This is a genomic window from Candidatus Nitrosotenuis aquarius, assembly GCF_002787055.1.
Lineage (GTDB): Archaea > Thermoproteota > Nitrososphaeria > Nitrososphaerales > Nitrosopumilaceae > Nitrosotenuis > Nitrosotenuis aquarius.
The window spans coordinates 760,645-774,064 of record NZ_CP024808.1 but is presented as its reverse complement, the minus strand read 5'-3'; the positions used below and the strand labels follow the sequence as shown (position 1 = coordinate 774,064).

Sequence of the window (13,420 nt, the reverse complement as noted above, 5' to 3'; positions counted from 1 at the left end):
CTGGTTTTGATATCATGGCGATGCCTGCTGATTATGACGGAATGCGAACAGATGATGCATCAGAGCGGGCAAATTCTATTGATGATTACAAGGTAACATGCATCCAATTCATCGAGGACATTTCCAAGGACTATTTGGCCTGGGTTGATAGATACCAGCTAGAGCCAGAAGAGGACAAAAAAAGGCGGGAGCGAATAGCTGCAGTAATACAAAAAAGCAACGAGTGGATTGCCAAGGTCTCCCAGACAATCAAGGGAGTCGATGTCGCAATGAATGACGGAATACAAAAAATGGCAGAGTCCACCGCAGGCCAGCCATTCCAGCTTGGCGTATTTGTAAACAAACAGTCAGGATACACCAGCTCAAAGCCAGGAATAATAGACATCAATGTCAAGGCGGCAGGCAGAAACGGAAGAAAGACCAAGATCATAGAGCACTACAAGGGCCAGCAGTTCCGAGTAGAGTCGACTGCCAAGGTCTTCATAGATGAGACAAGAATTCCTCAGGGGGAATATGATCTGATGGATGTGCACCTGTATCTAGATGCGACTGCGGCACAGCAACGGGATTTGATATCATTTACTATAACGGTTGCAGAAATGGAAAACGGCTACGAGACAGAAAAGCGCGGAGTCTCTACTATTATTCATATCATTTAGTGTCTTTGAATCCGACTGCCATGACTTTGCTTGATTCCTGTGGCGGAAGCTTGGTTATTCGGTATGCGTCTGCCTTTGCCTTTGCACCATATCCTGTAAAAACATCAATGTGCTTGTCGCTCCATTCTCCAATGTCTGTTGCCCAGTAGGTCCTGGCGTTCCATGGCGACGGTATGTCTGGAATCCTAAGCAGGGTTCCATGAGATATTACTCCTTTTTGCATGTCTGTTTTTCCCTTTGTCACTGCAACTAGGACCAGTGGTTCTGAGAGCGAGGATTCCGATAGTGGAAGGCAAACGCCAGACGCAGTGTATGCGCATTTTCCAAAATGATAGAATCTGGTCTTTTCCCCGTTTGGATAGATGAAATCATCCGCCCATGTTTGCAGTATTTTTGACTCTGTTGTCTTGCCAGAACCCTGTACAATTACATCAGATAGGAATCCTGATCTGAACTGCTTGTAGTAATACGTGGAATTTCCCTCAATATAGTCAAAAGAGCCGTTCTTCTTTTTTCCCTGTACCAGTATTGTTTGAAATTTGTCCTTGAAGAATTCTTTTTCTAGTGGCAAGTAATATCCTGTTATCTTCCAGCCGTCAGAGCCTGGATAGCACTTTAGCGTGATTCTGTCCAATACATGGTCCATTGGACATGCCTGCACCTTTGAGCATAGGGTGTCTCCGCAGATTTTTGATTTTTGGGCAAAGACATCATTATTTGCAAAAACCAAACACACTGCCACTATAGAGATGACTAAAACGTACTTCACTGGTTTGATCTTGTTTTGTAAATATAAAAGTCTGATTCAGCTTAGTTTGATCTGCAATATTGTGCGCACTTCTTGGGCTCTCTCCTCTCCTGGGTATTTCAGCTCTGAGATTTTCTTGGCAAGGGATTCATCCGTTACCAGCGATGCCATTCCGTGATGTGTTTTTCCATCAAACTCTACTGATACTGAATTGTCGGCAAGGGCATTTTTTAGCCAGTCCGCATTTTCATTTCTGCGAGAAAAATACACCATATTATCATACCATACAGCGCGTAGCTGAACGGAATGTGGCTCGCCTGTCTTTCTACCTTTTGTGGTTAGCGTGGCTCGAAAAGCGCTTTTTTGCATGAGGCGTGCCCAAAGTCAAGTAATTTAATCCGATTGATTGAAAATTGTGATTTTTGGTTTGGATAAAGGATTTTCAAAACCGTACCGCATGGCAGCACTAGAAGAAATACCACAAAACAACTGCACCGCAGACACATTCACAGGCAAGCGCGTAGTTGACCGAGAGGGCATCAAGTACGGCGAGGTAAAGCACATCCACATCAACTCCAAGACCCTAGCGGTATCTGGAGTCACAATACACCAAGGGTTTCACAAGGACTATTATTTGCCGGCAGAATACATTGACCATTTCACAGAAGAGACACTTTTGCTCTCAAGGTCGCCAGTCAGGACCAACGTCCAGGTAGTCGACATTGACGGCCACAAACTAGGCAAGATAAAGCGACTGGTAAAGGACCCGCAGACAAATGAACTGCACTCTATCGAAGTATCTGATGGTCTGATCCACACAAGAATCGTAACCAAGTCGGACATTTGGGGTGTCGGTGAAAAAGTAATCCTGAAGCTGACAAAAGATCAGTTCAAGAACCTACATTAATTTTTATTTTGTTTTAGACTTGCAGGCGGCGCAAACCGGCATGCCGTTTTGCAGTGTTGTCTCCACGTTTGAGGAATTACACACATGACACAGTCCTTTCATGACTTGATAAAACAAATTTGTTATTTTTAATTTTTTTGTGCGGGCTTTGCTGTGGTGCAAAAACCTAGCATTTTATAGCAATATCTGGGGCCAGTATCAGTGTATTCTATACAAACCAAGGATCTCAAAAAAATCTACAAATCAGGAACGGTGGCAGTCGATGGAATATCTATTGACGTAGAGGAAGGCGAGATCTTTGGATTTCTTGGGCCAAACGGCGCAGGCAAAAGCACAACAATGATGATCCTGACCACACTGCTCAAGCCGTCAGGTGGAGAGGCGTTTGTCGCAGGATACAATGTTGCAACCCAGCAAAAAAATGTCCGCGCAAGTATCGGTTATGTACAGCAAGACATAACAATTGATGAGTATCTGACAGGAAGGGAAAATCTCTTGCTGCAGGCAAGACTAAACCACATACCAAAAGACCAAATAAATTCCAGAATCGAGGATCTACTGAATCTAGTGGAATTAGACGACAAGGCAAACGATGCAGCAATCACATATTCTGGCGGAATGAGAAAGAGGCTGGAAATTGCCGGAGGACTCTTGCACAGGCCCAAGGTGTTATTCCTAGATGAGCCGACTGTGGGCCTTGACATACAAACCCGGCAGAAAATCTGGGAGTATATCAAAAAAATCCACAATGAGTACAAGATGACTATTTTTCTTACCACCCATTACATGGAAGAAGCCGACAAGCTTTGCGGGCGAGTCGGAATAATAGATCATGGCAAAATCCAGACAATAGATGCGCCTTCCAGCCTCAAAAATGCGCTTGGCGGAGGAGTCATTTCCCTTACAATAGAGGAAAATCCTGCTAAAGCCGAGCTTGTCTCCAAGATAAAACAAATCGAGTTTGTGCGCGATGCCACAATTCTGGACGATACCATTACAGTTTTTTCCGCAAAGGGAACCGAGGTTGCCCCGATGATATTTTCTCTTTCTTCTAGTCTTGGTATTGCAATAAAATCCGTGTCCATAACGCAGCCAACGCTGGATGACGTGTTCTTGTCTTTTACCGGCCATGACCTGAGAGACGACAGCACTCAGAAATCATACGATAGAAGAAAGGAATACCGCAAAATGCAGAGGATGAAGACATGATGTTATACGACACCTATACTGTGTTTTGGCGCGAGCTGAAAAGATACAGAAAGTCTCGAAGCGGAGTTCTAATAAGACTGATCCAGCCCGCAATATGGATAATTGTTATAGGCCATACCTTTGCTGGAACAAAGCCGCTAATCCAGTCTGTTGGCTTTGATGGAAGCTATCTGGAATTCATGGCACCTGGCGTCATAATTCTGACTGCAATATTTACCAGCATCTTTGGCGGCGTAAACACGTTATGGGACAGAAGGTATGGATTCATGAACAAGGCACTGGTGTCGCCGGCGTCAAGATCATCAATAGCGCTTGGGAAGATGCTTGCAATATCGCTGATTTCTGCAATGCAGTCTGCCTTGATAATTGGCATTGCTATTCTAATTGGTGTCACATTTTCAAATCTCTTGGTAATCATTCCAATAATGGCACTTGTGATTTTATTTTCTCTTGGGTTTTCCGGAATTTCCGTAATTGTGGCGGCCACTGCAAAATCACAGGAGACATTTTGGGGAATAATCAATTTTCTTGGAATGCCACTTTTCATGCTCAGCCCAGCTTTGTTCCCACTGGAGTTGCTCCCAGACTGGCTTGCGACAGTTGCTAGGCTAAACCCTGTTACCTATACGGTTCTTCTGGTGCGGGAAATGATGACGGGCGTAACGGAAGGAGTATCTGCTGTAGTGAGCCTGGGCATAATTGGCGCATTTGTGGTCTCGATGCTAGTCATTGCCAGCTATGTCTTTACGCGCGAAGTCAACAAACCGTTCTAAGTGTCAAAAATTGACCTAAACTTCAACTATTCCTAACTTGGCAGATCTTTTGCCAAAAAAGCCAACAATGCGTAAATGCAGCTAAAAATAGCTACGCTAGTAGCGTTTTTTGTTTTTACTATGGTATTATCCCAGCCTGCGCTGGCAGCCGTGAACTATCCGTATGTGTCCAGCTTTGGAACCCAAGGACTAGTCAAGACCGGAGCATTTACCTATCCTCAATATGCCGCACTAGACGATTCTGGCAACATCTATGTCACAGACCTTGGAAATGCGCGAGTCCAGAAATTTGACAACGATGGCGAATTCTTGCATGCATGGGGCTCCAAGGGAACTGGCAAGTCTGAATTTCACGCACCTGCAGGAATTGCAGTGGGCGGTGGCTACGTCTATGTGGCAGACCACGAACTAAACGTTGTAAAAAAATTTGACACCAATGGAAACTTTGTATCTTCATGGGGAGGAACAGGGACCGAGGCAGGCAAGCTAAAGCTTCCAAACGGTATTGCGGTGTCTAAAGACAATTTTGTTTTTGTAGTAGATACGGGCAACTCGCGAGTCCAAAAATTTGACTCTACTGGAAAATTTGTATCCATTATTGGCTCTAGCGGAACATCCGATGGCGGATTTCTAACACCACTCGGCATAGCGGTGGATTCAGATGGAAATGTTTTCGTCGCTGATGCCGGAAACAAAAAAATTCTCAAATTCAACTCTAATGGGGCATTTGTGACCAGCTACAACTCATCAATTGGCGGCCTTGCTATTTCTCCAGATGGAATTGATATTGATTCGGGATCAAACCTAATCCTTGCAGATTCTAGCAACAACAGAATAGTGGTATTGGACAAAGATGGAAAGACAGTGATCAGCTTTGGCAAGACAGGAACAGGTAACTCTCAATTCAAGATGCCAAAGGACGTTGCGGCTGACTCTGATGGCGATTTATTCGTAGTAGATTCTAGCAATCACAGAATCCAAAAGTTTGGCTCTAAAGATACCGCAACAGAGAGCACAACTACCACCACAACAACAACTACAACTACCACAAAACCGACAGGAACCGACCTCAAAAAGCCCACAGTCACGCCTCCAAAGGACCTTTACGTAGAAGCGACAGGAGGCTTGACCCGTGTATCGATAGGCCAAGCAATTGCGACTGACGAATCCGGCATCAAATCCCTTGGCAGTAACGCACCAGAGGAATTCCCTCTAGGAATTACCACAGTAATCTGGACAGCAATAGACAATGCCGGAAACATGGGAATTGCAACCCAGACCATAACCGTTGGCGATTCCACACCGCCAGTAATTTCTGGATTGACAGATATCACACTAGAGGCAAATGGCGCGCAAAACACCGCAAACCTTGGCAACCCAACAGTAAATGATCTGGTGGGAGTATTATCAATAGAAAACGATGCACCAGAGACATTCCCACTTGGAGAGACAATAGTTACCTGGACTGCAATCGATGTTGCAAAAAACGAGGCGACTGCAACACAGACTGTAACAATAATTGACACTAAACCGCCAAAGGTAAAGGCACCGTCTGCAATAACGTATGAAGCAACAAGCCTTGATCAGAACTTTGTGGAATTAGGCCAGCCAACAATAACTGACAATTCCGAAATATCCTCAATTACAAACGATGCACCACAATCTTTTCCACTGGGCGAGACCACAGTAACGTGGGCTGCAGTGGACTTGGCTGGCAACGTCGGATCTGCGACACAAAAGGTCACCATAATAGATACAACAAAGCCAGTCATTGCACCAATTGCAGGCCTAACAATAGAGGCTACATCTGAAAAACAAAACGTAGTTTCTTTGACTCCGCCAAATGCAACCGATGTTCAAGCTGTCACAATTACAAACGATGCACCTACATTTTTCCCACTGGGTGATACCACAGTAACATGGATGGCAAAGGATGTTTCTGGAAACAACTCCACCATAACCCAGACAATTTCTGTAGTTGATACTTTGGCACCAATATTAACCGTGCCAGCCGATGTAATACAAGAGGCAACTGGCAAGGCAGGCAACACTGTGTCACTTGGCGAGCCTGTGGCAACAGACGCAACAGGCGTATCATCAATTAGCCACAACGGTCCTTCGGATTATCCGTTTGGAACCACTATAGTAACTTGGACTGCAACTGATAATTATGGAAATACCGTATCCAAGACTCAAAATGTCACAATAATAGATACTACTGCTCCTGGAATTTCTGCTCCACCAAATATTGTCTTTGAGGCAACAGGCACAACCGGAAATATTGTCGAGCTGGGAACTCCAAAGACATCTGATCTAGTCGAAGTAGCATCTGTTACTAGCGATGCACCAGAGTCATTTCAGCTAGGAGACACCACTGTAACCTGGACTGCAACTGATACTTCGGGCAACACAAGCACTGCCACACAGCTAATCTCTGTCGTAGATACAACAGCACCAGTAATCTCTGTTCCAGCAGATGTAACCCAAGAGGCAACAGGAAAGGATGGAACACAAGTATCAATTGGAGATGCCCAAGTAAGCGATGCAATCAAGGTTGAATCCGTTACTAGCGATGCACCAGAGTCATTCCCGCTAGGCGAGACCATTGTCACCTGGACTGCAACAGATTCATCAGGAAATATCTCGACTGCAAATCAGAAAATTACCATTATGGATACTACTGCGCCAAGCATTGTGGCACCGTCTGATATCACCCAAGAGGCAACATCTGCTTCTGAGAATACCGTGTCGTTACAATTGCCAACTGCATCAGACACAGTAAGTGAAGTTACCATAACTAGCGATGCACCAGAGTCATTCCCGCTAGGCGAGACCATTGTCACCTGGACTGCAACAGACTCTGCTGGAAACACAAGCACTGCCACTCAAAAAATAACAATAGTGGACACCACAAAACCGACAATTTCTGCACCATCTGATATCACCCAAGAGGCAACATCGAAACTGGAAAACACAGTAACCCTGGAGACGCCATCAGTATCGGATAACGTCGGAATTGAATCCATAACTAGCGATGCACCGGAATTCTTCCCAGTAGGGGATACAATTGTAACCTGGACTGCAACAGATTCGTCCGGACTAGTATCGACTGTAGAGCAAAAAGTAAGTATTGTGGACACCACAAAACCAGAAATCCGCGTATTTGATGTCACAGTTGAAGCAACAAGCGAGGACAAGAACGCAGTTGATTTTGGAAACATCAAGACAAATGACCTAGTCGAGGTGGTATCAGTAACAAACGATGCACCAGATTATTTCAAGCTGGGAGTAACCACAGTTACCTGGACTGCGACAGACGAGGCTGGAAACTCGGCCACTGCAACTCAGACTATAACCGTACAAGACACTACACTACCAATTATCACAGCACCATCAGATGTATCATTTGAGGCAACATCGCCAACTGATAATTCAGTATCTCTTGGCGAGCCAGTAGCATCTGATACGGTAAGCGAAGTCACAATTACAAACGATGCACCAAAATCATTCCCACTGGGTGAAACCCTAGTCACCTGGACAGTAAGTGATTCATCGGGCAACTCGGCTACTGCTACTCAAAAAGTCACAGTATCTGATAATACAAAGCCAACCATCACAGCACCATCTGATATCACCCAAGAGGCAACCTCACCATCTGACAATGTTGTAGATCTTGGTGAAGCAAAAGCAGAAGATGCCGTTGCACTGGTATCAGTTGAAAACGATGCACCAGACTCATTTGAATTGGGCGAGACCATTGTCACCTGGACTGCAACAGACTCTGCTGGAAACACAAGCACTGCCACTCAAAAAATAACAATAGTGGACACCACAAAACCGACAATTTCTGCACCATCTGATATCACCCAAGAGGCAACATCGAAACTGGAAAACACAGTAACCCTGGAGACGCCATCAGTATCGGATAACGTCGGAATTGAATCCATAACTAGCGATGCACCGGAATTCTTCCCAGTAGGGGATACAATTGTAACCTGGACTGCCAAGGACAGCACAGGCAACTCTGAGTCTGTATCTCAAAAGATTACCATAGTTGATACGGTTCCACCAAAGTTTGCTAAAATACCTGATATTACAGTAGAAGCGACAAGCAAGGACGGCAACTCTGTGAGCCTAGCAGTACCAACTGTCTTTGATATTCTGGATATTACTTCATTGACCAATGACGCTCCAGCACAATTCTCGCTGGGTGAAACAACAGTTACCTGGACTGCAACAGATGAAGCAGGAAACTCGGCTACTGCAACACAACGAATCACCATACAAGACACTACATCGCCAACAATTACGCCGCCAGCAGACGTTACCATGGAGGCAACATCATTTGGAGAAAACATAGTATCGCTTGGCAAGGCGGATGCGTCTGATTTAGTAGAAATATCTACAGTAACAAACGATGCACCATCCGTGTTCTCATTAGGTGAGACTCTGGTTACTTGGACTGCAACCGATCTGTCAGGAAACGTAGCGTCTGCCACCCAGAAAATCACCATAGTAGACACCACTGCACCAAAAATAATACAACCTGAAGGCTTGACAGTAGAGGCAACATCTGCAACGCAAAACACAATTTCACTATCATTACCGTCTGCACAAGATACAGTAAGCGAGGTTCACATTGAAAACGATGCACCATATGTCTTTGCGCTAGGAGACACCACTGTAACCTGGACTGCAACAGACGAGGCAGGAAACGCATCCACCATAACACAAAAGGTAACTGTGGTAGATACTTCCGCACCAACACTGGTCATTCCTGATAGTATAGTAACTGATGCAGTATCGCTCAAGACGCCGGTATCCGTGGGTGTTGCAACCGCAACCGATCTTACTGACGATGCGCCAAACATAACTAGCGATGCACCAGAAACATTCCCACTTGGACAGACTATAGTAACTTGGACCGTCGAGGACAAGTTCGGCAACTCGCTTAGCAAAACCCAGACAGTAACTGTGGAAGCCTGCGGCAAGCCGGAATCATCATACAATGTCATAATCGGCAAAGAAGATGACGACATTCTAGTTGGCACAAACCTAGCTGACCTAATAATCAGCCTTGGAGGAGACGACATCATAACTGCGGAAAAAGGAAACGACTGTATCTTGGCAGGTGACGGCGATGATATTGTATATGGAAACGAAGGAAACGACTACATCAACGGCGGAGACGGTGCCGATATAATCAAGGGCCAATCCGGCGAGGATTTCCTAATTGGGATGACTGGTGTTGATATCATTGATGGTGGTGATGATTCAGACTCTTGCATAGTATCGGAAAATGACGATGACATTCTGATTAAATGTGAGTAAGTCTAGAATTAATAATAACAAAAATTCCACCTCAATTCGTTGCCTAAATCAAAAAAACTATTTGATTCTGCAAAAAAAATAATCCCGTCTGGTGTCAGCAGCCCTGTACGCTATTTTGAGCCATATCCGTTTTTTGTCAAAAAAGCGCAGGGCAGCCTAATTTGGGATGAAGACGGAAGCGAGTATGTAGATTACTGCACAGGATACGGCGCAATGATTTTGGGCCACAGGCACCCACAAGTGATTTCTGCAGTACAAAAACAGCTAAACACTGGAACACTATATGGCGCGCCAACCGCGCTTGAGGTAGAACTAGCAACTTTAATCAAAAAAGCATATCCATCAATGCAAAAGATTCGACTGGTAAACACTGGATCTGAGGCCACCATGACCGCAATTAGACTGGCAAGGGGCTTTACCAAGAAAAAAAAGATAATAAAATTTGAAGGCTGTTACCATGGCGCACACGAATCAATGCTGGTGCGAGCTGGCTCTGGACTAGCAGGAATTTCAGTATCTGATGGCATACCTGATGATTTTACAAAAAACACCATTGTAGTCCAGTACAACAATTCAGAACAACTAGACAAAGTAATTTCAAAAAACAAAGACATTGCTGGCGTTATAGTAGAGCCAGTCCTTGGCAACATGGGCCTTATTTTGCCAGAAAAGAATTTCCTCCATGACATGAGAAAAATGACAAAGCAAGCGGGCATTCCACTGATCTTCGATGAAATAATCACGGGATTTAGGATGGGCCTGGGAGGCGCACAGGAACACTTTGGAATTACGCCTGATATCACAACACTTGGAAAATCACTGTCAAACGGATTTGTAATCTCTGCAGTTGGAGGAAAAAAAGAGATAATGGACCAGCTAGCGCCTGGCGGCAAAGTGTACGAGGCAAGCACATTTGCAGGCAATCCAATTTCCGTTGCGGCCGGCATAGCATCCATACGCACAATGTCTACGCTGAAAAGCAAAATCTATCCAAAACTGGCAAAACAATGCCTGACTCTGGCAAAATCCATCCACGAATCCGCCACAAAATACGGAATACAGCACCAAGTAAATGCAATAGAGTCCATGTTTCAGATTTTCTTTACAGACAAGCCAGTCACAGACTATGCATCATCCAAAAGAGCAGACGGAAAAAAATTCCACAAACTATTCCATAGTTTGCTAAATGAGGGAATCTTTGTTGCACCATCCCAGTTTGAAACCGGATTTTTATCATATGCACACACAGAATCTGACTTGGACAAGACAATACATGCATACGATTATGCACTAAGGCAGGTCAGACAATGAAATATCTGATTGGCACTAGGGGAAGCCAGCTTTCAATATCGCAGACAAACTGGGTAGTGTCGGAGCTAAAAAAGAAAAACCCAGATTCAGATTATGAAATCAAAACAATAACGACCAAGGGCGACACCGACGCAAGACCGTTATTTACGATAAACCAAAAGGGAATTTTTGAAAAAGAAATCGACAAGGCAGTCGCAGAAAAACAAGTAGACTTTGCAGTGCACAGCCTCAAGGATGTACCATCAATTCTCCCAGATGATCTAATCCTTGGATGTGTTCCACCAAGAGAGCCGTTCAACGACATTTTCATTTCAAAAAACGGCGACACACTAGATACCATCAAAAAAGGTGCGCTAATTGGCACAAGCAGTCTGAGACGCGCAGTCCAAGTTTCCAGAAAAAGGCCTGACCTCCAAGTAAAGACAATTCGCGGAAACGTGGAAACTAGAATAAATAAAGTCCAAGACGGAATATTTGATGGGATTGTTCTGGCACAAGCAGGAATCAACAGGCTTGGAGTAAACGTAAAGCACACCCCGCTGCCAATAGTTGACTTTCCACCCTCCCCAGGACAGGGAGCGCTGGGAATTGTTTGCCGAAAAAACGACACTCAAACAATATCGATGCTACAAAAAATCCAAGACAATAACTCCAGAATCGCAGTGGAATCCGAGCGTGCACTATCCGAATTTGTAGACTCTGGGTGCAGATTCCCTGTTGGCGCATTTGCCCAAATAAACGATGACATACTAGACCTCACAGTAATCGCATATTCAATTGATGGCAAGCAAGCACTAGTTGTAAAAAAATCCGGAAACAAGTCAAATCCATACCAAATAGGAAAAGAGGCAGCAGAAGAATTGCAACGAAAAGGTGTAAATGATCTTGCCAAAGACTGGAGAGCAAAGTTGGACGAGTGGAACAAATGAGCGGAACCGTATATTTGGTTGGGGCAGGTCCTGGAGACCACAAACTACTCACGCTACGCGCAGCTGAGCTCATCAAATCCGCAGATGTCGTCCTCTATGACAGACTGGTATCAAAGAAAATCATAGCAATGATTCCAAAAAGAACGACCAAGCTATATGTTGGCAGAGAAGTAGGCGATGACTACAAGCACCAAGACGACACCAACCTGCAGATGGTAAAATTTGCAAAATCAAACAAAAATGTTGTACGACTAAAGGGAGGCGACCCATTCATCTTTGGCCGAGGCGGTGAAGAAGCAGAATATCTAAAAAAATACAAAATAAAATTCGAAATAATTCCAGGCATAACATCTGGCATCGGCTCTGCGATATACTCTGGCATACCATTGACTCATAGGAAATACTCGTCATCTGTAGTTTTTGTGACAGGCCACGAAGATCCTGGTAAAACAAAATCCCCGGTGCAGTGGAAAAAGCTTGCAAAATCAGTTGAAACCATAGTGATAATGATGGGACTATCCAGAATCGGTACAATATCAAAGCAGTTGGTTGCTGGGGGCATGTCCAAGACAACGCCTGTTGCAGTGATATACAAGGGAACAAACGAAGATCAGAAAACACTCGTCGGAAATTTATCAAACATTGCGCAAAAGATCAAGGAAAACAAATTCACGCCGCCGTCAGTTATAATAATAGGAAACGTAGTCAAACTACACAAAACAATAGCGTGGAGAAAATGATTTCAGGAAAAACAATAGCCATTACTCGCTCAAAGGACGATGCGCAGGAATTCATTGACCTGGCATCAAAAGACAATGCAATACCATTACCCATACCGACAATAGAGCTGATGCCAAAGGGAGACAAGATAGTGGATGACTTTTTGCAGGACGTACAAGAATTCCAGCCGGACTATTCCGTTTTTATGAGCTCAAAGGCAGTCAAACTGCTATTTGATGTGGCAAAAAACACAGGAAAATACCAAAAACTGCAGCTTGCTATAGCAAACACCATGGTGATGGCGGTAGGCCCAAAGACAAAGCAGGCACTAGAAGACGAGGGAATCAAGGTGTCATTTGTTCCAAGCAAATTTTCTTCCGTTGGCGTAGGTGAGCAGTTCACGAGGCTAAATGCGGAAGGAAAAAAGGTAATAGTGCCAAGAAGCGGCGCATCAACAGAATTTCTGGCAAAGCTTCTAGAAAAAATAGGACTAATAGTAAAAGAAAACCACCTGTATGACGTGCAAGCGTTCTCTGATCATGCCCAATGGAAAGACTTCAAGGAATTATTTTCACAAAATAAAATTGATGGAATTGTTTTCACGTCAGCATCCTCAGTTCGAGGATTCTTTGAGATAATGTCTGATTTTGAAAATAAAGAGTTGCTAAAAAAATTAGAGAAAATACAGATCGTAGCAATCGGCCCGTTCACTGCAGAGGAATTAAAAAAATTCAACGTCGAACCAAAAGTTGCAGGCGTTCATACTGTTCCAGGAGCTTTTGAAGCAATGAAAAATATTTTTTCATTAGCTTGAGCTACATTAGCTTTCCCTA

At 44.3% G+C, this 13,420-nt stretch carries 11 protein-coding genes; 9 read left to right on the top strand and 2 right to left on the bottom strand.

Annotation, left to right across the window (positions count from 1 at the left end; genetic code table 11):
- Nucleotides 1-14: 14 nt before the first annotated feature.
- Complete coding sequence (locus tag NAQ_RS04610; RefSeq protein WP_100182456.1) at nucleotides 15-659, top strand: hypothetical protein; 645 nt, start codon at nucleotides 15-17, stop codon at nucleotides 657-659.
- On the opposite strand, the gene NAQ_RS04605 is transcribed toward NAQ_RS04610, so the two are convergent.
- A complete protein-coding gene (locus NAQ_RS04605) occupies nucleotides 652-1,428 on the bottom strand; it encodes a hypothetical protein (protein ID WP_162858647.1) in 777 nt (258 codons plus the stop codon). The genes NAQ_RS04610 and NAQ_RS04605 overlap by 8 nt on opposite strands.
- A gap of 36 nt (nucleotides 1,429-1,464) precedes the next feature.
- Complete coding sequence (locus NAQ_RS04600; protein WP_100182454.1) at nucleotides 1,465-1,776, bottom strand: nitroreductase/quinone reductase family protein; 312 nt, start codon at nucleotides 1,774-1,776, stop codon at nucleotides 1,465-1,467.
- Between the two features lie 58 nt (nucleotides 1,777-1,834).
- Here NAQ_RS04600 and NAQ_RS04595 point away from each other — a divergent pair, with 58 nt between their 5' ends.
- From NAQ_RS04595 to NAQ_RS04560, 8 genes are all read left to right on the top strand, one after another.
- A complete protein-coding gene (locus NAQ_RS04595; RefSeq protein ID WP_245871744.1) occupies nucleotides 1,835-2,314 on the top strand; it encodes a PRC-barrel domain-containing protein in 480 nt (159 codons plus the stop codon).
- A 201-nt stretch (nucleotides 2,315-2,515) separates the two neighbouring features.
- The gene (locus NAQ_RS04590; RefSeq protein ID WP_100182453.1) at nucleotides 2,516-3,523 is read left to right on the top strand and encodes an ATP-binding cassette domain-containing protein; all 1,008 of its coding nucleotides are present in this window, start codon (nucleotides 2,516-2,518) and stop codon (nucleotides 3,521-3,523) included.
- Nucleotides 3,520-4,296, top strand: coding sequence for an ABC transporter permease (locus NAQ_RS04585; protein WP_100182452.1), 777 nt, complete (start codon nucleotides 3,520-3,522; stop codon nucleotides 4,294-4,296). The genes NAQ_RS04590 and NAQ_RS04585 overlap by 4 nt, the downstream gene beginning before the upstream one ends.
- Nucleotides 4,297-4,371: 75 nt before the next feature.
- The gene (locus NAQ_RS04580) at nucleotides 4,372-9,627 is read left to right on the top strand and encodes an HYR domain-containing protein (RefSeq protein WP_100182451.1); all 5,256 of its coding nucleotides are present in this window, start codon (nucleotides 4,372-4,374) and stop codon (nucleotides 9,625-9,627) included.
- A gap of 39 nt (nucleotides 9,628-9,666) precedes the next feature.
- Nucleotides 9,667-10,938: a glutamate-1-semialdehyde 2,1-aminomutase gene (hemL, locus tag NAQ_RS04575; protein WP_100182450.1), complete on the top strand. Its 1,272-nt coding sequence runs from the start codon at nucleotides 9,667-9,669 to the stop codon at nucleotides 10,936-10,938.
- A complete protein-coding gene (gene hemC / locus NAQ_RS04570) occupies nucleotides 10,935-11,867 on the top strand; it encodes a hydroxymethylbilane synthase (RefSeq protein ID WP_100182449.1) in 933 nt (310 codons plus the stop codon). The genes hemL and hemC overlap by 4 nt, the downstream gene beginning before the upstream one ends.
- Nucleotides 11,864-12,607 (top strand): uroporphyrinogen-III C-methyltransferase, encoded by a 744-nt coding sequence (gene cobA, locus NAQ_RS04565; protein ID WP_100182448.1) that lies wholly within the window; start codon nucleotides 11,864-11,866, stop codon nucleotides 12,605-12,607. The genes hemC and cobA overlap by 4 nt, the downstream gene beginning before the upstream one ends.
- Nucleotides 12,604-13,401: a uroporphyrinogen-III synthase gene (locus NAQ_RS04560; protein ID WP_100182447.1), complete on the top strand. Its 798-nt coding sequence runs from the start codon at nucleotides 12,604-12,606 to the stop codon at nucleotides 13,399-13,401. The genes cobA and NAQ_RS04560 overlap by 4 nt, the downstream gene beginning before the upstream one ends.
- The last annotated feature ends 19 nt before the right edge of the window (nucleotides 13,402-13,420 follow it).